Here is a 20,101-nt window from a genome sequence, read left to right on the forward strand (position 1 = left end):
AAGTCCAGGTCAGCGACCTGCGGCATCAAACCCCGCAGGTCACCGACCCGGCCCATTACTAGGAGACGAAGAAGGCTGCCGCCGTACACAGAGTCCGGACGAGCCAGCGAGGGCCGCTACCCCGACTATGGGGGTAGCGGCCCTCGCAGCGTTCTGACATCACGTCAGAGAAGTGGCCGGGCGGTGCACACTCGGTGCACAAGGGGGCGGAAACAAGCGGTGACAGTGAGAACTGCTGAGAAGAGTTTTCGCAGGTCACAGCATGTTTACAGGTCTTCCGCCCAGGTCGCGCGACCCCGCCTCTTAGATGTCGAAGTACAGCTCGAACTCGTGCGGGTGCGGGCGCAGCTGGATCGGGGCGATCTCGTTCGTGCGCTTGTAGTCGATCCACGTCTCGATCAGGTCGGACGTGAAGACGCCGCCGGCGAGCAGGTACTCGTTGTCCGCCTCGAGGGCGTCCAGGACGGCCGGGAGCGAGGTCGGGACCTGCGGGACGCCCGCGTGCTCCTCGGGGGCCAGCTCGTAGAGGTCCTTGTCGATCGGCTCGGCCGGCTCGATCTTGTTCTTGACGCCGTCGAGGCCCGCGAGGAGCAGCGCCGAGAAGGCCAGGTACGGGTTGGACGACGGGTCCGGGGCGCGGAACTCGACGCGCTTGGCCTTCGGGTTCGAGCCGGTGATCGGGATACGCATCGCGGCGGAACGGTTGCGCTGCGAGTAGACCAGGTTGACCGGGGCCTCGAAGCCGGGGACCAGGCGGTGGTACGAGTTCACCGTCGGGTTGGTGAAGGCCAGCAGCGACGGGGCGTGCTTGAGGATGCCGCCGATGTAGTACCGGGCGGTGTCCGAGAGGCCCGCGTAGCCCTGCTCGTCGTAGAACAGCGGGTCGCCGCCCTGCCACAGGGACTGGTGGACGTGCATGCCCGAGCCGTTGTCGCCGAAGATCGGCTTCGGCATGAAGGTCGCGGTCTTGCCGTTGCGCCAGGCGACGTTCTTCACGATGTACTTGAAGAGCATCAGGTCGTCGGCCGCGGCGAGCAGCGTGTTGAACTTGTAGTTGATCTCGGCCTGGCCGGCGGTGCCGACCTCGTGGTGCTGGCGCTCGACCTGGAGGCCGTTCTTGTCCAGCTCCAGCGAGATCTCCGCGCGCAGGTCGGCGAAGTGGTCGACCGGCGGGGCCGGGAAGTAGCCGCCCTTGTAGCGGACCTTGTAGCCGCGGTTGTTCTCGATGGCGCCGGTGTTCCAGGCGCCCGCCTCGGAGTCGATGTGGTAGAACGACTCGTTCGCCGAGGTCTGGAAGCGCACGTTGTCGAAGACGTAGAACTCGGCCTCGGGGCCGAAGTACGCGGTGTCGGCGATGCCGGTGGAGGCGAGGTATGCCTCGGCCTTCTTCGCCACGTTCCGCGGGTCACGGCTGTACTGCTCGCCGGTGATCGGGTCGTGGATGAAGAAGTTGATGTTGACCGTCTTGTCGCGGCGGAACGGGTCGACACGGGCCGTCGACAGGTCGGCACGGAGCGCCATGTCGGACTCGTGGATGGCCTGGAAGCCGCGGATCGACGAGCCGTCGAAGGCGAGCTCCTCGGTCGGGTCGAACGCCGCTGCCGGGATCGTGAAGTGCTGCATCACACCGGGCAGGTCGCAGAAGCGGACATCGATGAACTTGACGTCCTCGTCCGCGATGAACTTCTTGACGTCATCGGCGTTCTGGAACATCCAACTCCTCCTACTCCCACCCGGGAGGGGCGGGGTTGCAGCTCGTCCGTGAGGCCAGTGCGGTGGCACACGCTGGTCTCGACCGTAGGCGGACGGCATTTCTCCAGCATGACCCATTTGTTTCGACGAAGTTAACCGGACGAGGGTCACAGTGCGGGAACGGCCCCGGGCGCAGGCGGGTGAAACGGGGCGCAGTACCGTGGACGGGTGGACAACAGGCAAGCAATCGGATCGTGGCTCTCCGGGCCCCGCGCGGCCGCGGAGGACATGGGCGTCGACTTCGGACACCGGGGCCGGCGGCTCGGTCTGCCCGAGGAGGGACCGGGCTCCGTCGCCCCCGTCGGGCGCCGCTTCGGAGCGATCTTCATCGACTGGGGACTCTGTTTCCTGATCGCATACCAACTGTTCGCGGGGCGTGATCAGCAGGCGGCCGGCAACTGGGCGCTCGTCATCTTCTTCACGCTGAGCGTGCTCACCGTCGGCACCGTGGGGTTCACGCCCGGCAAGCGGCTCCTCGGCCTGCGGCTCGTCTCCGAGAACGGCGGCCGCCTCGGCTTCGGGTGGGCCCTCGTACGCAGTGTGCTGCTGTGTCTCGCGATCCCGGCGCTCGTCTGGGACCGGGACGGGCGCGGTCTGCACGACCGCCTCGCCCGCGCGGTGCAGGTACGGAGCTGATCCCGTCCGGCTACGGGTCCGCTCCGCGGGACCGACGGTCCCATGAAGGCACAGGACGACACATGAGGCGGGGCCCGGACGATCGTCCGGGCCCCGCCTCATGTGTCGTCGTAGGGCGCGTCAGCGCATCTTGCCGCCGCGTGGCATCCGCATACCCTTCGGCATCGGCCCCTTCGGAAGCGGCATGTTGCTCATCAGGTCGCCCATCGCGCGCAGCCGGTCGTTGGCCGCCGTCACCTGGGGACCGCTGAGCACCCGCGGGAGCTTGAGCATCGTGGTGCGCACCTTCTTCAGCGGCACCTGACCCTCGCCGTCGCCGACGATGATGTCGTGCACGGGGACGTCCACGACGATGCGGTTCATCTTCTTCTTCTCGGCCGCCAGCAGGGACCTCAGCCGGTTCGGGTTGCCCTCGGCCACCAGCACGATGCCGGCCTTGCCGACCGCCCGGTGCACGACGTCCTGGTTGCGGTTCATCGCCACCGCCGGGGTCGTGCTCCAGCCGCGGCCGACGTTCTGCAGCACGGCGGCCGCCGCGCCCGGCTGGCCCTCCATCTGCCCGAAGGCCGCCCGCTCGGCGCGCCGCCCGAAGATGATCGCCATCGCCAGGAAAGCCAGCACGAAGCCGAGGATGCCCAGGTAAATGGGGTGACCGATCAGGAAGCCGATCCCGAGGAAGACACCGAAGGTGACGATTCCCACACCCGCGACGACAAGACCGACCTTCGGGTCGGCCTTCCGGGTCATCTTGTACGTCAGGGCGATCTGCTTCAGTCGCCCCGGTTCCGCAGCAGCGTCAGCGCTGTCTGAATTTGCCTTCCTCGCCATACCGGAAGTTTACGTGGCCTGCGAGGTGCGGGTCGCCGCGGCCTCCAGTACGTGCTGAGCCTCCACCCGGTCCTTGGCCCGGCGGCGGTCCTCGAGCACCGCCGACCACGCGTTGCGGCGGGCCGTGCGCTGGCCGCCGCTCAGCAGGAGGGCCTCCATGGCGCGCAGCGCGCCGGTGACGGACGGGATCGGGTTGGCCCTGACGTGACGTACCGGCGCGGCCTGCATGGTGGCGGTTCCCCCTCGGGGTGAGTGGCGGTGAGCGGGAGCTGTGCGTGAGTTCAGCGTCACTGACTGGTGTTACCAGTGCGTGACCGGCCGGTCAAACGCTGATGAAGGGGGAATTCCCGGTTGGTGGCGCCCCCACGGACGAGAACGCGGCCCGCACCCGGCCCCCGACCTGCGGGGAGAGTGCGGACCGCGTCCATTCGGCCATTACCGGCCGGTAGTTGCTTGTGCCTGAATTCACACGCCCTGTGCGGCGGCACCCGCCTGCTCGGCACCCGCCTCGCCCGTGGCGGCGCGCGCCTCCATCGCCTGCTGGAAGAGCCGGCCGGCCCGGTACGAGGAACGGACCAGCGGACCCGACATCACGCCGGAGTAGCCGATCTCGTCGGCCTCGTCCTTCAGCTCCACGAACTCGTGCGGCTTCACCCAGCGCTCCACGGGGTGGTGGCGCACGGACGGGCGCAGGTACTGGGTGATGGTGATCAGCTCGCAGCCGGCGTCGTACAGGTGCCGCAGTGCGTCGCTGACCTCCTCGCGGGTCTCGCCCATGCCGAGGATCAGGTTCGACTTCGTCACCAGGCCCGCCTCACGGGCGCGGGTGATGACCTCGAGCGAGCGCTCGTAACGGAAACCGGGACGGATCCGCTTGAAGATCCGCGGCACCGTCTCGACGTTGTGCGCGAGCACCTCGGGGCGCGAGGAGAAGACCTCGGCCAGCTGCTCGGGCACCGCGTTGAAGTCCGGGATCAGCAGCTCGACCTTGGTGCGGCCCGCCTCGCGGTCCGCCGTCTGCCCGTGGATCTGGCGCACGGTCTCCGCGTACAGCCAGGCGCCGCCGTCGTCCAGGTCGTCGCGGGCGACGCCGGTGATCGTGGCGTAGTTCAGGTCCATCGTGACGACGGACTCGCCGACGCGGCGCGGCTCGTCGCGGTCGAGTGCCTGCGGCTTGCCGGTGTCGATCTGGCAGAAGTCGCAGCGTCGGGTGCACTGGTCGCCACCGATGAGGAAGGTCGCCTCGCGGTCCTCCCAGCACTCGAAGATGTTGGGACAGCCCGCCTCCTGGCAGACCGTGTGCAGACCCTCGCTCTTGACCAGTTTCTGCAGCTGGTTGTACTCGGGGCCCATCTTCGCCCGGGTCTTGATCCACTCGGGCTTGCGCTCGATGGGGGTCTGGCTGTTGCGGACCTCCAGGCGCAGCATTTTGCGTCCGTCGGGTGCGACTGCGGACACGACCGGCTCCCTACAGCTTCGATTCTGTGGCGAACACCAGGGTACGCCCGTTAAAAGTGCGGCCTTACGTTCGGCCAACCTGTGGCCCGCGGTCGGCATTCCTGCCGGGGCCCGGCGGCCGTCAGACGGGGGCCCTCTCGGCCCCGGCCGGCATCCCGGTGCCCGGCGTACCGGGCTCCGCCGTCCCGACCTCGCGCGGCAGCAGCACCGCGGTCTCCATGACCTCACGCAGCTGCCGCTCCACCACGGGCAGCACCTCCTCGATCGTGATGTCCCGGCCCAGCTCGTTCGCCAGTGAGGCCACGCCCGCGTCGCGGATGCCGCACGGCACGATCCGGTCGAACCAGGTGTTGTCCGGGTTCACGTTCAGCGAGAAGCCGTGCATCGAGACGCCCTTGGCGATACGGATGCCGATCGCCGCGAGCTTGCGGTCCTCCCGGCGCTGGCCCGCGTTGGACGGGGCGTACTCCGGGCCGTTCAGCCGCGGGTCGAACTCGTCGTCCTGCAGCCGGGGGTCGAAGTCGAGCGACAGCCCGCCGAACGACGGGCGCTCCTCCACGGGATCGCCGAGCACCCACACACCACTGCGCCCCTCGACCCGGCTCGTCTCCACGCCGAACTCGGCGCAGGTGGCGATCAGGGCGTCCTCGAGGCGGCGTACGTGCGCGATGACGTCCACGGGGCGCGGAAGCTTGAGGATCGGGTAGCCCACCAGCTGGCCGGGGCCGTGCCAGGTGATCTTCCCGCCGCGGTCCACGTCGATGACCGGCGTCCCGTCGAGGGGGCGCTCGCTGTCCTCGGTGCGCCGGCCCGCCGTGTAGACCGGCAGGTGCTCCAGCAGCAGACACGTGTCCGGGATCTCGTCCGCGAAGCGGGCGGCGTGGACCTCGCGCTGCTTCTGCCACGCCTCCCGGTACTCGACGGCGTCCTCGCCGAATCCCAGTCGGACGAACCGCAGCTCACTCACGGCTGTGCCTCCCTCGAACGTCTGCCCGGTGGTGACCGGGACCCAGCCACTGTACGGCGGGTGCGAACGCCGCGGCCGGGCAGGTCGTACCCGTTCGTGCCCGTCAGCGCAGCGGTCAGTGCTGCCGTCAATCCTCACACGATCGGATGAATCTGGGGCGAAGGTGGCGGAACAGCCGTGGAGGCCCGCTAAATTCGCGCCGTTCCTTGAGGGCTGCTCCCGGCCCGGAAGGCAGGAGACGCCACTACCGATGACGGAACGGACCATCCAGCGCACCCCCAACCGGCAGCTCGCCGCGCTCATCGCGGAGGCCGGCTTCTCGCACGCCGGTCTCGCCCGCAGAGTGGACCAGCTGGGCCTCGAACACGGCCTGGACCTCCGGTACGACAAGACGTCCGTGACCCGCTGGCTCCGCGGGCAGCAACCGCGCGGCACGACGCCCGCGCTGATCGCCGAGGTGTTCACCCGCAGACTCGGCCGCCGGCTCTCCGCCCAGGACCTGGGGCTGGACGCCTGCGCCCCCGTCTACGCGGGGCTGGAGTTCGCCGCCACGCCCGAGGAGGCCGTGGACATCGTCAGCGGCCTGTGGCGCAAGGACTCCGGCAGCCACGCCGAACTCCGCAAGATCGCGTTCACCCCGGCCGGACTGGTCGTGCCGAGCCGCGACTGGCTGATCGGCCGCGCCGACGAGTGCGTGGGCCGCGCCGCGGCGGGCCCGCCCACCGGCTCCGGCCGCGTCCCCCAGCAGGGCACCAGGGTGGCCGTGCCACGGCAGCGCGGCGCGACCGACCGGGGGCCCGGCCAGAAGGTCTCCGGCGGCGACATCGCCGCGCTGCGCTCGGTCGGCGAGTTGTTCCGCGCCCTCGACCACGCGTACGGCGGAGGGCACGCCCGGCAGGCCCTTGTGCGCTATCTGGAGCACGAGGCCGAGCCGATGCTGCGCGGCAGGTACGGCGAGACGACCGGGCGGCGGCTGTTCGCGGCGGCCGCCGACCTGACCAGGCTCGCCGGCTGGACCTCGTACGACATCGCGGCGCACGGGCTCGCGCAGCGGTACTTCGTCCAGGCCCTGCGGCTCTCCCAGGCGGCGGGGGACCGGGCCTACGGCTCGTACGTACTGGTCACCATGAGCCGGCAGGCCGTCTACCTCGGCCACGGCCGCGAGGCCGTGCAGCTGACCCGGGTCGCCCAGCAGGGCGTGGGCCCCTCGGCGCCGCCGCTGGTCCAGTCGCTGCTGCACAGCGCGGAGGCCCGCGGCCACGGGGTCCTGGGCGACGCGCGGGCCTGCACGTCCGCGCTCGTACGGGCCGAGCGCGCGCTCGAGGCGGCACGGCCCGGGGACGACGTGCCGTACTGGGCGCGCGCCTTCGACGAGGCGCAGCTCGCGGACGAGTTCAGCCACTGCCACCGGGATCTGCGGCAGTACCGGAGCGCGGCGCAGCACGCGGAACGCTCCCTGCAGCTACGGGCCCCCGCCTTCGCCCGCAGCCGCCTCTTCTGCCGGGTCGTCCTGGCGTCGGCCCGGCTCGGACTGGGGGAGCTGGACCAGGCGTGCGCGCTGGGGGCGGAGGCGGCGCTCCAGGCGTCGGAGATGCGGTCGGTGCGGGCGACGGAGTACGTCCGCGAGTTCGAACGCCGCCTGGAGCCCTACCGGGACGCACCCCCGGTCCGCACATACCGCGACCGCGTCTCGGCCCTGAGCTGAGCCCGCCGCTGCCCCGGGCCCCGCGCCTCAATCGACGGCGGGGCTGGAGGCGGCTCCTGCCGTGGGCACGGTGGCCTGCTCCGAGCCGCGCGCCTCAAAGGCCGGCAGGGCCAGGAGTGGTTCCCGTCGTGGGCACCATGCCGGCGGGGAACCCCGGCGGCGGGCCTGGCGCGTGTCCTGCCGGGGACCGGCCCGTCGGGGCGCAGCCCCCGAGGCCCGACGTCGCGGCGGAGCGCCGGTCGCACCCCTGCGGGTCCGGGGTCCGGGGCTTGCCCCGGTTTCGGGAAGGGGCGGGGTGGGGAACAGGCCCGCAGCAACGCTCAGGCCGCCGCCGCCAAGGGCGCCGCCCGCCCCACCCGGATGCCGAAGTCGTTCAGGATCGCGTGCGCCGCCCGGCGGCCCGAGAAGAGCGCGCCCTGGACCGTGCCCGTGTCGCGGTGGTCGCCGCAGACGTAGAGGCCGGAGAGGACCCGTACCGGCCGGCGCAGGTCGTGCGGGGCCGGCATCGCGGGGATCGCCTCCGGGGCGTGGTGGACGGCGAGCAGCTCCCAGTCGTCCGTCGGCCGGCCGTACAGCGTCGCCAGCTGCCGCCGCACCCGGCGGTCCAGGTCGTCCGGCGGCGGGCCGAGAACCGTGGACGAGATCAGCACCCGCCCGTCCGACGCCCGCGACGGATCGACCTCGCTCATCACCGCCGTGTGCGAGACCGGCCCGCTCCGGTCGGCGTCCAGCACCAGCGACGGCTCCCCGAGCGGGGATTCGGGCGCGGTGTGGTGGAGGACCGTCACCGGGTGGTACGACGGCACCCGCAGCCCCGGCAGCAGCGCGGCCGCCGCCCGCGCCCCGGTGGCCAGCAGCACCGAACGGCAGCGGATCTGCCCGAGCTCTTCCGTGGTCACGGACGTCGTGGAGACGTCGGTGACCCTGACCCCCGTCCGTACGGAGCCCACCGGCAGCCCGGCCGCCAGCAGTTCGTGCAGGGTCGCCGCGCCGCCCGCCGGCACGCACAAGCGGCCGCGTGCGTACCCGAGCAGTGCCAGGTCGGCGCACCGGCTGGAGGTGCCGGTCAGCTCCGGGTCGCCCAGCAGCGCCGACAGCAGCGGACGCAGAAAGCCGTGCACCGTACGCGGGGGCAGCCCGCGCCCGTACAGCGCCTCCGCGGCGGAACGTTCCGGCCGGGCGAGGACGCGGTCCACGGGCGTCGCGGCGAGGCGGGCCAGAGCGGCCCCCAGCCGGGCCTGGTCGAGCTGCCGGGGACGAGGGGCGCTCGCGAGAGCACGCGCCACGCTGAACGCGACCCCCGCGCCCTGGGCGCCCGGCGGCGACCCCCGCCCCACGCTCCGGCGGCCGGGGCCGGAACCCCACCGCGGGCCGCCGACCTCGCCGGTCCGCTGCAGCCGGCCGGCGCTGTGGACCAGCACACCGGGGGAGAACATCCGCAGATCCGCGTCCCGGAGCACCGCCGTGCGGCGCAGCTCCGGGTACGAGGTGCAGAGCAGCCGGCCCGTACGGTCGAGCCGGAAGCCGTCGAGCTGCGCGGTGGCCGCTCTGCCGATCGCGGGATCGGCCTCCAGGACGCTGACGGTGACCCCCGCGCCGGTCAGCCGGTGGGCCGCCGAGAGGCCGGCGAGGCCGCCCCCGACGATGACGACGTCCGCATCATGAGCGGTGCTGAGCACGTGCCCCTCCCCGAGGTCGGCGCGGCCGGTGGGAAGCTCATGCCCCCAACAGGGCCGAGGAATACCCGAGTTCGGTTCGAGACTAAAGAGGTGTGGGTCCCGTGGAGGTAGCGCACATCGCGGAGCACCGGAGCGCGGGGGCGCACACCACCCGCCGCACGCCCAGCCGCACAGCCACGCTCCCGCTAGGCGAGCGCCGCCCTGATCGCGTCGTCGACACGGGGAAAGGCGAACGAGAAGCCCGACCCCAGCAGCGCCCCCGGCAGCACCCGCCCGCTGCTCAGCACGTCCTCCGCCAGTCCGCCGAGCACCACCCGCAGCGCCGACTCCGGCACCGCGAACGGCGTCGGGCGGCGCAGCACCCGGCCCATCGCCGCGGTGACCTCCCGGTTGGTCACCGGCTCCGGCGCCGTCAGGTTCACCGGCCCGGACAAGGACTCCGTGTCCACGATGTGCCGCAGCGCCGCCACCGTGTCGTGCAGGGAGATGAAGCTCCAGTACTGCCGGCCGCTGCCCAGCCGCCCTCCGAGCCCCGCCTTGAACAGGGGGAACATCCGCCCCCACGCGCCCCCGTGCCGTGCCACCACGAGCCCCGTGCGCGCCATGGCCGTGCGTACCCCGTCCTCCTGCGCGGCGGCGGTGGCCTCCTCCCACTGGACGCAGACGTCGGGCAGGAAGCCGTCCCCCGGCGGCGCGCTCTCGTCGACGGCCCGGCCGCCGGTGTCGCCGTAGTAGCCGACCGCGCTGCCGCTCACCAGCACCCGCGGCCGCACTTCCATGGCGGCGACGGCCTCCGCGATCGCGGCCGTGCCGAGGACGCGGCTGTCGCGGATCTCCTTGCGGTACGCCTCCGTCCAGCGGTGGTCGCCCACCCCCGCTCCCGCCAGGTGCACGACGGCGTCGCAGCCGGCCAGGCCGGCCACGTCGACGTACTGCCGCGCCGGGTCCCACCGGACCTCGTCCGCGGCCTTCGGGGGACGCCGCACCAGGCGCACCACCTCGTGCCCGTCGGCGCGCAGGGAGTGCGTCAGCGCCCTGCCGATGAGTCCGGAGGCTCCGGTGACGGCGATTCGAGATCTCTGCATGCGCCCCATCCTGCCCCGGCCGCCTTCATGGCACAGTGACGCCATGCCCGAATCGCACATACGTACCGCACGCCGCTCCGACGAGGCGGAACTCGGCGAACTCGACCGCGCCGCCTGGTCACCGCTGCACGCCGTGACGCCCCGGCCGCAGCCGCCGTACGACCCGTTCTTCGACCAGAACCACCGCCCGGACCAGTTCCTCGTCGCCGAGGACGCCGGCGGCGCGGTCGTGGGATACGTCCGGCTCGTCCCGCCGACCCCGCTGGCCTGCAACCGGCACGTCCGCCAGATCCAGGGCCTCGCCGTGGACGACCGGGCCCGCGGCCGCGGTGTCGGGCGCGCCCTGGTGCGGGCGGCATGCGACGAGGCGCGGCGGCAGGGCGCCCTGCGCATCACCCTGCGGGTGCTCGCCCACAACACCCCGGCGCGGACGCTCTACGAGGCGGAGGGCTTCACCGTCGAGGGGGTCCTGCCGGGCGAGTTCCACCTCGACGGGCGGTACGTGGACGACGTGCTGATGGGCCGCTCCCTCGTGCCCGCCGAGGCGGACCGGTAGGCCGCCGACGGCCCGTCAGAGACCGCCGAACCGTTCCCACAGCTTCGGGAAGCGCGCCGCCAGAGCCATGTCGTCGTCGAAGTCGAACGGCGTGCCGGCCGGCTCCGCCGACTGCACGGCGATGCCCAGATCGGGTGAGTCGGCGCCGGTCAGCTGCTCGTACGCCTCGTCCGCCGCGTAACCGAGCTCCTCGCCGTCGCCGTCGATGTCCTCGTCGAACTCGTCCAGCAGCTCGGCCAGCGAGTCCGGGTCGTGCACCCCGCCCTCGAAGACCTCCCTGCCCTGGCCGATCAGCCAGCACCGGAAGTAGTCGAACGCGTCGTCGCTCGCCCCGCCCAGCAGGACCGCCGCCGCGCCCCACAGGTCCCAGGTGTACGCGCGGTTGTAGCGGGCCTCGAAGTGGCGCGCGAAGTCGAGCACGGAGTCGGGGTCGAGCTGCAGCAACCGCTCCACGAGCAGCTCGGCGTGGTCCTCGGGGTCGCCCTCGGCGGCCTCGCGGGTGCTGTCGATGATCTCCCAGAACTCCGTCTCGTCCATCACGGGTCCAGCATCGTGGCTGGCACCGGCCCGCGCACGTGGAGCAGCCGAAAAGCGGCTGTTTCGCAATCCGGGACTTTCGCACGGGAACACGGCCGCGCAAGCCGGACAGAAGGTGTCCGGTTTCCGTGCGACGGTCGGTCCATGACGGAGAACAAGCCGCTCGACGGCTCCATCGCACTGGTCGCCGGCGCCACCCGGGGCGCGGGCCGCGCCATCGCCGTACAACTCGGCGTCCAGGGGGCGACGGTGTACGTGACGGGACGCACCACCCGCGGACACGTCAGCGAGGTGGGCCGCGCCACGGAAACGATCGAGGAGACCGCGGAACTGGTCACGGCGGCGGGCGGCGAGGGCATCGCCGTCCCCACCGACCATCTGAAACCGGAACAGGTACGGGCCCTGGTGGAGCGGATCGACCGTGAGCAGGGCCGTCTCGACATCCTCGTCAACGACATCTGGGGCGGGAACTTCCTGCTCGACTTCGACACCCGGATGTGGGACGTCGACCTGGAGCGCGGGCTTCGGATGCTCGACCTCGGCGTGAAGAGCCACATCGTCACCAGCAGCATCGCGCTGCCCCTGCTGGTCCGGGAGCCGGGCGGCCTGGTCGTCGAGGTCACGGACGGCACCGCGGAGACGAACAAGGGCTTCCGCGAGAACTTCTACTACGACCTCGCCAAGAACGGCCCGATCCGGATGGCCTTCACCCTCGGCGAGGAGCTGAAACAGGTCGGCTGCACTGCGGTCGCGGTCACCCCCGGCTTCCTCCGGTCGGAGGAGATGCTCGACATCTTCGGCCTCACCGAGGAGAACTGGCGCGACGGTGTGACGAAGCAGAAGCACTGGGCGCTGTCCGAGTCCCCCGTGTACGTGGGCCGGGGCGTCGCCGCCCTCGCCGCCGATCCGGACCGGGCCCGCTGGAACGGCCGCTCCCTCGACAGCGGCCGGCTGGCCAGGGAGTACGGCGTCACCGACGCGGACGGCAGCAGGCCCGACGTGTGGGGCTACATGATGGCGGAGCAGGCGGGCGGCACCCCGCGGATCGAGGACCACCGCTGAAGTCCGGGGCGCGGTTCCGGGGCCGGCGGCCTCACGCCGGGTCCGGCGCCGTGCCGGTCCGGGCGTACACCTCGGCCAGCCGGGCCGCCGTCCGGGCGAAGCGCTCGCGCAGCTCGGCGGGGGCGAGGACCTCCACCTCCGGACCCAGCCCGAGGAGTTGGCCGTACGCCACGTCCGGCGACTCCACCGGCAGCGTGCAGGTCACCCGGCCGGCGGCGTCGGGCGGGTCCGCGGCTGCGAGCGCCTCCTCGGCGGCCGCCCGGTCCGTGACATGCGGCAGCCGGCGCGCCCCGTCCCCGGTCAGACGGACGACGACCTCGGCGCGCAGGATGGAGCGCGCGAACTGCGCGGCCCGCTCCGCCCAGAACGCCGGAAGGTCGAACTCCGGGTCCCGCTCGAAGAGTTCACCGTCCCCGGCCACGGAGGTGAAACGGTCGATCCGGTACACCCGGAAGCTGCCCTCCGCCCGCGCGCAGAGGTACCAGACGCCCGCCTTGAGCACGAGCCCGTACGGCTCCAGCTCCCGCTCCACCTCCGCGTCCCGCCGGCGGTACACCGCCCGGACACGGCGGTCCTCCCACACCGCCTCGGCGATCACCGGCAGCAGCGCCGGAGTCTCCGGCTCCTGGTACCAGCCGGGCGCGTCCAGATGGAAGCGCCCGGCCGCGGACTCGGGCGCGTCGCTGAGCGAGGGGAGCAGCGCCGCGGACACCTTCAGCCGTGCCGCGGACGCCGCGTCCTCGAGCCCCATGTCGCGCAGCGCTCCCGGCAGCCCGGAGAGGAACAGCGCCTCCGCCTCGCTGCGGGCCAGCCCGGTGAGCCGGGTCCGGTACCCGCCGACCAGCCGGTAGCCGCCGGCCCGCCCGCGGTCGGCGTAGACCGGGACACCGGCCTCCGACAGGGCGAGCGCGTCCCGGGTGACCGTCCGCTCGGACACCTCGAGCTCCCGGGCCAGCTCCGCCCCGGTCATCGAGGGCCGGGCCTGGAGCAGGAGGACCATCTTGATCAGCCGGGCAGCGCGCATTGCCTCATCATCGCGCAGGCGGGCGCAGCGGTACCTGCAGTTCCGTCACCCACTTCTCCTTGTCCGGAGGGCACTCCAGATACACCTCACGGGCGTAGCCGGCCGAGCTGTGGCCGCCCGCGTCGATCCAGCGGGCCAGGGTCTGCTCGGTGGGCATGACCGTGTCCATCGGCCCGCGGTGGACGATCGTCGCCGCCCGTTCGACGGCGGGCAGTTCGACGATCTCGAAGTCCTCGCCGGGGACGGGCCGCTGGTCGGCCGCGACGGTGCACCCGGCGTGCACCAGAACCGCGCCGCCGCCGTCCGGCGCGTCCTCGTAACAGGCGATGCCGGGACCCGCCGGGGTGACCCCGGCGGCCGTCAGCCGGGTGAACAGCTGGTCGTACAGCGGGCTGATGACCGGTCCGATGTGCTCGGGGGCGTAACTGGCCGCGACGGCGGACAGCACGGCGACCCGTACGGCCGGAGTGCTCTTGACGATGACGTCCTGGGTGGGCATGTGGCCCTCGCTCTCGATCGACCGGAGCCTCGCCTCGACCTGGGCCAGCCTGGCGGCCGCCGCGGCCATCGACTCCTCCAGCTCCGCCTGCCGCAGCTTGAACATCCCGCGCAGCTCCTCCGTGGTCACCCGCTCCTCGAGGATCTGCCGCACCTGCGCGAGGGTGAAGCCGAGGTCCTTGAGGGCGATGACGCGGTTGAGCGTGGCGAGCTGCGCCGCGGAGTAGTAGCGGTAGCCGGTGAACGGGTCGGTGTGCTCCGGCCGGAGCAGCCCGACCGCGTCGTAGTGACGCAGCATCCGGGCGGACACACGGCCGTGCCTGGCGAAGTCTCCGATGGTGAACATGACGTCTCCCACTCCACGGCTTCACACGGTGTCAGGGTCAAGCATCACCCGTGAGGACCCTGCGACGCTGTCGCCGGGATGTGCTTCGCGGGCTACGGTGCAAAACAGGCCAGTTCTGGAGCACGTCCCCATCAGCAGACCCGAGGAACGCATATGACGCAGCAGCCACGTGAACAGTGGGCCACGCGTGCCGGGTTCCTGATGGCCGCCATCGGTTCGGCCATCGGGCTCGGCAACATCTGGCGCTTTCCGGCCATCGCCTACGAGAACGGCGGCGGCGCCTTCCTGCTGCCGTACCTGATCGCCCTCCTGACCGCCGGCATCCCGTTGCTCATCATGGAGTACACGATCGGCCGCAAGTACCGGTTGTCACCGCCGGCCGCGCTGCGCCGGATGTCGAGGCCCGCCGAGGTCATCGGCTGGTGGCAGGTCGTCATCTCCTTCGTCATCGCCACCTACTACGCCGTCATCATCGCGTGGGCGATCCGCTACGTGGGCTTCTCCGTCGGGCAGCAGTGGGGCGACGACCCCGAGAGCTTCCTCTTCGGCGACTTCCTCGAGACCGCGGAAACGCCGGGAGCCATCTCCAGCTATGTGCCCGGTGTGCTCTGGCCGCTGATCGCCGTGTGGGTGGTCGTGCTGGCCATCCTGGCGTTCGGCGTCCGGCGCGGCATCGAGCGCGCCAACCGGATCTTCATCCCGCTGCTCGTCGTCTTCTTCGTGGCCCTGGTGATCCGGGCCCTCACCCTGGACGGCGCGGCGACCGGGCTGGACGCCCTGTTCTCACCCAATTGGTCGGAACTGACCAACGGAAGTGTGTGGGTCGCCGCGTACGGCCAGATCTTCTTCTCGCTGTCGATCGGCTTCGGCATCATGGTCACGTACGCCTCGTACCTGGGGCGGCGCGCGGACCTCACCGGCTCCGCCATGGTCGCGGGCTTCGCCAACAGCTCCTTCGAGATCCTCGCGGGCATCGGCGTCTTCGCGACGCTCGGCTATCTGGCCACCGCCGCGGGGGTGCCGGTCGGCGAGGTCGCGAGCGCCGGCATCGGGCTGGCGTTCGTCGCGTTCCCGGCCGTCATCTCGGAGATGCCCCTCGGCGGCCTCTTCGGAGTGCTCTTCTTCAGCTCCCTGGTGATCGCGGGACTCTCGTCGCTGATCTCCATCGTGCAGGTGGTCGTCTCCGCGGTGCAGGACCGCACCGGGATGCGCCGGATGCCCGCCGTGTTCGGCATCGGCGGCCTGGTGGCCCTGGTCTCCATCCTGCTGTTCCCGACCGACGACGGACTGTTCCTGCTGGACGCCTCCGACCACTTCATCAACCAGTACGGCATCGCACTGGCGGCCCTGGTCGCCCTGGTCGTCATCGCCTGGCTGCTGCGGAAGCTGCCGACGCTCCAGCAGAACGCGGACGCCACGTCCGCCGTCCGCCTCGGCCACTGGTGGCGCATCTGCCTCGGCGTCATCACCCCCCTGGTCCTGGGCTGGATGATGGTCGACAGCCTGCGCACGGAATTCGACGAGAACTACGAGGGCTACTCGACCGGCTTCCTGCTCACCGCCGGATGGGGTGTCGCCATCGGCGCGCTCGTCGTCGCCGTCATCCTCACCCTGCTGCCCTGGAAGGCCGGCGGTGAGGACATCGACCTCGACATGGAGTCACCCGCCGACAGGAAGGAGCACTGATGTCGACCGGCGCCGTCATCATGATGATCATCGCCATCGCGGTCGTGTGGGGCGGTCTGATCGCCGCCATCGTCCGGCTGCGGCGGCACGCCCCCGAGCCCGAGGAGCCGCCGCCGGGCGTCCGTCCCGCCGAGTGAGGCGCCGGCGCCGGCCCGGCGCACCATCAGGAACAGGCGTGGCCCCTGCCGTTCGTACGCATCCGTACGGCAGGGGCCGCGCCTTCGTTCACCCGGCCCGTCCTACAGGCCGTAGCGCTCGCGCGCCTCCTTCACGGCCGAGGCCGGGACCTCTCCCCGCTTGGCGAGCTGGGCCAGCGCGGCGACCGTGATCGACTGCGGGTCGACACCGAAGTGGCGGCGGGCCGCGTCACGCGTGTCCGAGATACCGAAGCCGTCCGTGCCGAGCGAGGACCAGTCCTGCTCCACCCACTGGCTGATCTGGTCCGGCACCTGGCGCATCCAGTCGGAGACCGCCAGCACCGGGCCCGGTGCGCCGTCCAGCGCCTGCGTGACGTACGGCGTGCGCTGCTCGCCGCGCAGCAGGGCCTCGTCGGCCTCCAGGGCGTCGCGGCGCAGCTCGCCCCACGAGGTAGCGGACCACACGTCGGCCGCCACGTTCCAGTCGGCGGCCAGCAGCCGCTGGGCCTCGAGCGCCCAGTGGATGGCCGTACCCGAGGCGAGGAGCTGCAGACGCGGCGCGTCGGCGCCCGCCGAGCCCTCGTTGAAGCGGTAGAGGCCCTTGACGATGCCCTCCTCGACGCCCTCCGGCATCGCGGGCTGCACCTTCGGCTCGTTGTAGACCGTGAGGTAGTAGAAGACGTCCTCGGCGGCGGGGCCGTACATCCTGCGCAGACCGTCCTTGACGATCACCGCGATCTCGTACGCGAACGCCGGGTCGTAGTTGAGCGACGCCGGGTTCGTGGCCGCGATCAGGTGCGAGTGGCCGTCGGCGTGCTGCAGGCCCTCACCGGTCAGCGTCGTACGGCCCGCGGTGGCGCCCACGATGAAGCCCTTGCCGAGCTGGTCGGCGAGCTGCCACATCTGGTCGCCGGTCCGCTGCCAGCCGAACATCGAGTAGAAGATGTAGAACGGGATCATCGTCTCGCCGTGCGTCGCGTACGACGACGCGGCGGCGATGAAGTCGGCCATGGCGCCGGCCTCGGTGATCCCCTCGTTGAGGATCTGGCCGTCCTTGGCCTCCTTGTAGTACATCAGCTGGTCGCGGTCGACCGGCTCGTACGTCTGGCCCAGCGGCGAGTAGATGCCCGCCGACGGGAACAGCGACTCCATGCCGAAGGTGCGGGCCTCGTCCGGGACGATCGGCACCCAGCGGCGGCCGGTCTGCTTGTCCCGCATGAGGTCCTTGACCAGGCGGACGAACGCCATGGTCGTGGCCATCTCCTGCTTGCCGGACCCCTTGTAGAGCGCCTGGAACGCGCGCTCCTCCGGCTGCGGCAGCGGGGCCGAGGCGTGCATCCGGCGGGCCGGCGCGGGGCCGCCGAGAGCGGCACGGCGCTCCTGGAGGTAGCGCACCTCCGGGGAGTCGGCGCCCGGGTGGCCGTACGGCACCTCGCCGTCCTCGAAGGCGCTGTCGGCGATCGGGAGCCCGAGCAGGTCGCGCATGCCCTTGAACTCGTCGGTCGTCAGCTTCTTCATCTGGTGGTTGGCGTTCTTGGACTCGAAGCCCTTGCCGAGCGTGTAGCCCTTCACCGTCTGCGCCAGGATCACCGTCGGCGCGCCCTTGTGGGCGAGCGCCGCGCGGTACGCCGCGTACACCTTGCGGGCCTCGTGGCCGCCGCGGGAGGTGTAGAAGCACTCGGCGATCTTCGCGTCGGAGAGCAGCCTGGCCAGCTCGACGAGCGCGGGCTCCGCGCCGAAGAAGTGCTCGCGGATGTACGCCACGTCGCGCGTCGCGTACGTCTGGAACTGCGCGTCCGGCACCTCGCGCAGCCGGCGGACCAGCGCGCCCGTGGTGTCGAGCCGGAACAGCTCGTCCCAGGCCGAGCCCCACAGCGACTTGACGACGTTCCAGCCGGCGCCGCGGAACTGGGACTCCAGCTCCTGCACGATCTTGAAGTTGGCGCGGACCGGACCGTCGAGCCGCTGCAGATTGCAGTTGATCACGAAGGTCAGGTTGTCGAGCTGTTCGCGCGAGGCGAGTGCGAGGGCCGCCGTCGACTCCGGCTCGTCCATCTCGCCGTCACCGAGGAACGCCCACACGTGCGAGTTCGCCGTGTCCTTGATCCCGCGGTTGTGCAGATAGCGGTTGAAGCGCGCCTGGTAGATCGCGGACAGCGGGCCGAGCCCCATCGAGACGGTGGGGAATTCCCACAGCCAGGGCAGCCGGCGCGGGTGCGGGTACGAGGGCAGGCCCTTGCCGCCGGCCTCCTGGCGGAAGTTGTCCAGGTGCTCCTCGGTGAGGCGGCCGTCGAGGAACGCGCGGGCGTAGATGCCGGGGGAGGCGTGGCCCTGGATGTAGAGCTGGTCGCCGGAGCCGTCCCCCTCCTTGCCGCGGAAGAAGTGGTTGAAGCCGGTCTCGTACAGCCAGGCCGCCGACGCGAACGTGGCGATGTGGCCGCCGACGCCGTGCTTGGAGCCGCGGGTCACCATGGCGGCCGCGTTCCAGCGGTTCCAGGCCGTGATGCGGGCTTCCATCGCCTCGTCGCCGTCGAAGGCGGGCTCGGCGGGGGTCGGGATGGTGTTGACGTAGTCCGTCTCCAGCAGGCGGGGCAGGGCCACACCGGCCTTCTCGGCGTGCTCGAGCGTGCGGCGCATCAGATACGCGGCGCGGTGCGGGCCTGCGTGCTCCGCGACGGCATCGAGGGACGCCGCCCACTCGGCGGTTTCCTCGGCGTCGCGGTCCGGGAGCTGGTCGAGCTCGCTCGGAAGCTTGCCTACGGGGTCGGTCATGATCGCCGCCTTCCGGACAGGAGGGGGGTGGAGAAGGGGGTTTGCCGTGTCTGGCAGGACAGGGCGAAGGGCGGGTGACGCCCTTGGTCGAACTGTAAGTCTCTGATCGATGATCGATCAAAGCCTGGGGAGAAATTGGCATCCGGTGCCGCAAAAGTGGGCACGCGGTGCCGGTGCATAGGGGGCGTTCCGGGCGTCTTCCGCGGCGGGCCGCGGTTGTGGGTGGCGTTCCGTGGTGGCCACGATCGTCGTGGCGCGGCGTGCGCGGGGCGGGCGGCGCCGCCCGGTGGGGGTGCGGCGTCCCCGGGGCGGCCTGGCCCGGCCGGTGGGGGGTGCGGCGTCCCCGGGGCAGCCTGGCCCGGCCGGTGAGGGCGGTGCCCCTCCGGGGGCGGGCGGGTCCAGCCGAGTCCGGCGCCGCACTCGGACGCCAAGCGCACGCGACCGGGCCTGTCACCGGGACCGGGCCCCCGCATGTCACCGGACCGGGCCGCGCCCGGACGGCCAAGCACCCGGACCGGGCCAGGACCAGGCACGTCATCGCGTCCGGGCCGCGCCCGGGAACGTCACCCGGACCGGGCCAGGACCAGGCACGTCACCGCGCCCGGGCCGCACCCGGGAACGTCACCGGGGCCGGGCCGCGCTCGGACGCGTAACCGGGCCGCGCCCGGAGATCGCGCCGTCAGGCGCGCGGCGCGCAGCCCAGGACGTGGGCCTTGACGAGCGCGCCGATCTCCGGGTCGGACCGCCGGAACGCCTCCACCAGATCCTGGTGCTCCTCCGCGTACGACTTCTGCACCGTCCCCAGCCAGCGGATCGACAGCGCCGTGAACACCTCGATGCCCAGGCCCTCCCACGTGTGCAGCAGGACCGCGTTGTCCGCGGCGCGGACCAGCTCCCGGTGGAAGGCCACCGTGTGCCGGACCTGGCCGGCCGAGTCGCCGGTGCGGTCGGCCTCGTAGAGGGCCGTGACATGGGGTGAGAGGGCCGAGCAGTCGGCCGCCAGCCGCGCTGCCGCGAGCTCCGCGGCGATCTGCTCCAGGCCGGCCCGGACCGGGTAGCTCTCCTCCAGGTCCGCGGCCGTCAGATTCCGTACCCGTACGCCCTTGTTGGGGGCCGACTCGATCAGCCGCAGGGACTCCAGCTCGCGCAGCGCCTCGCGCACGGGGGTCTGGGAGACCTCGAGTTCGGTGGCGATGCGGCGCTCGACGATGCGTTCCCCGGGCTTCCAGCGGCCGCTCACGATCCCCTCCACGATGTGCTCGCGGATCTGATCGCGCAGCGAGTGGACGACGGGGATGGTCATGGAGCGCTCCTTAAAGCCGCGTCGACCTGTGGCCCTTAGACAATACGGCTGCGCCCCCGCTCGGATGTAC

Annotated in this window: 18 protein-coding genes; 6 read left to right on the forward strand and 12 right to left on the reverse strand. The window is 71.8% G+C overall.

Annotated features, from left to right (window positions below):
- Window positions 1–303 precede the first annotated feature (303 nt).
- Complete coding sequence (gene glnA, locus ACFYOP_RS08340) at window positions 304–1,713, reverse strand: type I glutamate--ammonia ligase (protein WP_356891587.1); 1,410 nt, start codon at window positions 1,711–1,713, stop codon at window positions 304–306.
- Window positions 1,714–1,920: 207 nt separating this feature from the next.
- Here glnA and ACFYOP_RS08345 point away from each other — a divergent pair, with 207 nt between their 5' ends.
- Entirely contained in the window at window positions 1,921–2,388 is a 468-nt protein-coding gene (locus ACFYOP_RS08345; protein WP_356891589.1) for an RDD family protein, read from the forward strand.
- A gap of 120 nt (window positions 2,389–2,508) precedes the next feature.
- Here ACFYOP_RS08345 and ACFYOP_RS08350 read toward each other — a convergent pair whose 3' ends face one another.
- The 4 genes from ACFYOP_RS08350 to lipB all read right to left on the reverse strand — a co-directional run bounded on the left by ACFYOP_RS08350 (window position 2,509) and on the right by lipB (window position 5,641).
- Window positions 2,509–3,216 (reverse strand): DUF4191 domain-containing protein, encoded by a 708-nt coding sequence (locus ACFYOP_RS08350; RefSeq protein WP_356891591.1) that lies wholly within the window; start codon window positions 3,214–3,216, stop codon window positions 2,509–2,511.
- Window positions 3,217–3,225: 9 nt separating this feature from the next.
- Window positions 3,226–3,444: a hypothetical protein gene (locus ACFYOP_RS08355; protein WP_356891593.1), complete on the reverse strand. Its 219-nt coding sequence runs from the start codon at window positions 3,442–3,444 to the stop codon at window positions 3,226–3,228.
- Window positions 3,445–3,681: 237 nt separating this feature from the next.
- A complete protein-coding gene (gene lipA / locus ACFYOP_RS08360; protein ID WP_356891595.1) occupies window positions 3,682–4,674 on the reverse strand; it encodes a lipoyl synthase in 993 nt (330 codons plus the stop codon).
- A gap of 121 nt (window positions 4,675–4,795) precedes the next feature.
- Entirely contained in the window at window positions 4,796–5,641 is an 846-nt protein-coding gene (gene lipB, locus ACFYOP_RS08365; protein ID WP_356891597.1) for a lipoyl(octanoyl) transferase LipB, read from the reverse strand.
- Between the two features lie 250 nt (window positions 5,642–5,891).
- Between lipB and ACFYOP_RS08370 the strand changes: the two genes are divergently transcribed.
- The gene (locus tag ACFYOP_RS08370) at window positions 5,892–7,346 is read left to right on the forward strand and encodes a regulator (RefSeq protein ID WP_356891599.1); all 1,455 of its coding nucleotides are present in this window, start codon (window positions 5,892–5,894) and stop codon (window positions 7,344–7,346) included.
- Between the two features lie 320 nt (window positions 7,347–7,666).
- Here the strand turns inward: ACFYOP_RS08370 and ACFYOP_RS08375 are convergent, their stop codons facing one another.
- Together ACFYOP_RS08375 and ACFYOP_RS08380 are read right to left on the reverse strand one after the other, a co-directional pair.
- Window positions 7,667–9,025, reverse strand: coding sequence for an FAD-dependent oxidoreductase (locus ACFYOP_RS08375; protein WP_356891601.1), 1,359 nt, complete (start codon window positions 9,023–9,025; stop codon window positions 7,667–7,669).
- A 185-nt stretch (window positions 9,026–9,210) separates the two neighbouring features.
- Window positions 9,211–10,110, reverse strand: a complete 900-nt coding sequence (locus ACFYOP_RS08380; protein ID WP_356891603.1) for a TIGR01777 family oxidoreductase — start codon at window positions 10,108–10,110, stop codon at window positions 9,211–9,213.
- Between the two features lie 43 nt (window positions 10,111–10,153).
- Here ACFYOP_RS08380 and ACFYOP_RS08385 point away from each other — a divergent pair, with 43 nt between their 5' ends.
- Complete coding sequence (locus ACFYOP_RS08385; RefSeq protein ID WP_356891605.1) at window positions 10,154–10,666, forward strand: GNAT family N-acetyltransferase; 513 nt, start codon at window positions 10,154–10,156, stop codon at window positions 10,664–10,666.
- A gap of 15 nt (window positions 10,667–10,681) precedes the next feature.
- On the opposite strand, the gene ACFYOP_RS08390 is transcribed toward ACFYOP_RS08385, so the two are convergent.
- Window positions 10,682–11,203 carry a DUF4240 domain-containing protein gene (locus tag ACFYOP_RS08390; RefSeq protein ID WP_356891722.1) on the reverse strand — a complete coding sequence of 174 codons (522 nt, stop codon included), beginning with the start codon at window positions 11,201–11,203 and terminating at the stop codon, window positions 10,682–10,684.
- Window positions 11,204–11,347: 144 nt separating this feature from the next.
- Here ACFYOP_RS08390 and ACFYOP_RS08395 point away from each other — a divergent pair, with 144 nt between their 5' ends.
- Window positions 11,348–12,265: an SDR family oxidoreductase gene (locus ACFYOP_RS08395; RefSeq protein WP_356891607.1), complete on the forward strand. Its 918-nt coding sequence runs from the start codon at window positions 11,348–11,350 to the stop codon at window positions 12,263–12,265.
- 31 nt (window positions 12,266–12,296) lie between these two features.
- Here ACFYOP_RS08395 and ACFYOP_RS08400 read toward each other — a convergent pair whose 3' ends face one another.
- The gene (locus tag ACFYOP_RS08400) at window positions 12,297–13,289 is read right to left on the reverse strand and encodes a WYL domain-containing protein (protein WP_356891609.1); all 993 of its coding nucleotides are present in this window, start codon (window positions 13,287–13,289) and stop codon (window positions 12,297–12,299) included.
- A 7-nt stretch (window positions 13,290–13,296) separates the two neighbouring features.
- Entirely contained in the window at window positions 13,297–14,133 is an 837-nt protein-coding gene (locus ACFYOP_RS08405; RefSeq protein ID WP_356891611.1) for a MerR family transcriptional regulator, read from the reverse strand.
- A gap of 153 nt (window positions 14,134–14,286) precedes the next feature.
- Between ACFYOP_RS08405 and ACFYOP_RS08410 the strand changes: the two genes are divergently transcribed.
- Both ACFYOP_RS08410 and ACFYOP_RS08415 read left to right on the forward strand, forming a co-directional pair.
- Window positions 14,287–15,819 (forward strand): sodium-dependent transporter, encoded by a 1,533-nt coding sequence (locus ACFYOP_RS08410; protein WP_356891613.1) that lies wholly within the window; start codon window positions 14,287–14,289, stop codon window positions 15,817–15,819.
- On the forward strand, window positions 15,819–15,956 hold the full coding sequence (locus ACFYOP_RS08415) for a methionine/alanine import family NSS transporter small subunit (RefSeq protein WP_356891615.1): 138 nt from the start codon (window positions 15,819–15,821) through the stop codon (window positions 15,954–15,956). Before ACFYOP_RS08410 ends, ACFYOP_RS08415 begins: the two co-directional genes overlap by 1 nt.
- Before the next feature lie 102 nt (window positions 15,957–16,058).
- Here ACFYOP_RS08415 and aceE read toward each other — a convergent pair whose 3' ends face one another.
- A complete protein-coding gene (gene aceE / locus ACFYOP_RS08420; protein WP_356891617.1) occupies window positions 16,059–18,728 on the reverse strand; it encodes a pyruvate dehydrogenase (acetyl-transferring), homodimeric type in 2,670 nt (889 codons plus the stop codon).
- 679 nt (window positions 18,729–19,407) lie between these two features.
- Complete coding sequence (locus tag ACFYOP_RS08425) at window positions 19,408–20,031, reverse strand: GntR family transcriptional regulator (RefSeq protein ID WP_356891619.1); 624 nt, start codon at window positions 20,029–20,031, stop codon at window positions 19,408–19,410.
- Window positions 20,032–20,101 lie beyond the last annotated feature (70 nt).

Source organism: Streptomyces sp. NPDC006294 (assembly GCF_042870895.1).
Taxonomy (GTDB): domain Bacteria; phylum Actinomycetota; class Actinomycetes; order Streptomycetales; family Streptomycetaceae; genus Streptomyces.

Coding starts and splice junctions, on each gene's coding strand:
- glnA (WP_356891587.1), bottom strand. CDS start 1,713: ATGTTCCAGAACGCCGATGACGTCAAGAAGTTCATCGCGGACGAGGAC.
- ACFYOP_RS08350 (WP_356891591.1), bottom strand. CDS start 3,216: ATGGCGAGGAAGGCAAATTCAGACAGCGCTGACGCTGCTGCGGAACCG.
- ACFYOP_RS08355 (WP_356891593.1), bottom strand. CDS start 3,444: ATGCAGGCCGCGCCGGTACGTCACGTCAGGGCCAACCCGATCCCGTCC.
- ACFYOP_RS08370 (WP_356891599.1), top strand. CDS start 5,892: ATGACGGAACGGACCATCCAGCGCACCCCCAACCGGCAGCTCGCCGCG.
- ACFYOP_RS08380 (WP_356891603.1), bottom strand. CDS start 10,110: ATGCAGAGATCTCGAATCGCCGTCACCGGAGCCTCCGGACTCATCGGC.
- ACFYOP_RS08385 (WP_356891605.1), top strand. CDS start 10,154: ATGCCCGAATCGCACATACGTACCGCACGCCGCTCCGACGAGGCGGAA.
- ACFYOP_RS08390 (WP_356891722.1), bottom strand. CDS start 11,203: ATGGACGAGACGGAGTTCTGGGAGATCATCGACAGCACCCGCGAGGCC.
- ACFYOP_RS08395 (WP_356891607.1), top strand. CDS start 11,348: ATGACGGAGAACAAGCCGCTCGACGGCTCCATCGCACTGGTCGCCGGC.
- ACFYOP_RS08400 (WP_356891609.1), bottom strand. CDS start 13,289: ATGCGCGCTGCCCGGCTGATCAAGATGGTCCTCCTGCTCCAGGCCCGG.
- ACFYOP_RS08405 (WP_356891611.1), bottom strand. CDS start 14,133: ATGTTCACCATCGGAGACTTCGCCAGGCACGGCCGTGTGTCCGCCCGG.
- ACFYOP_RS08410 (WP_356891613.1), top strand. CDS start 14,287: ATGACGCAGCAGCCACGTGAACAGTGGGCCACGCGTGCCGGGTTCCTG.
- ACFYOP_RS08415 (WP_356891615.1), top strand. CDS start 15,819: ATGTCGACCGGCGCCGTCATCATGATGATCATCGCCATCGCGGTCGTG.
- aceE (WP_356891617.1), bottom strand. CDS start 18,728: ATGACCGACCCCGTAGGCAAGCTTCCGAGCGAGCTCGACCAGCTCCCG.
- ACFYOP_RS08425 (WP_356891619.1), bottom strand. CDS start 20,031: ATGACCATCCCCGTCGTCCACTCGCTGCGCGATCAGATCCGCGAGCAC.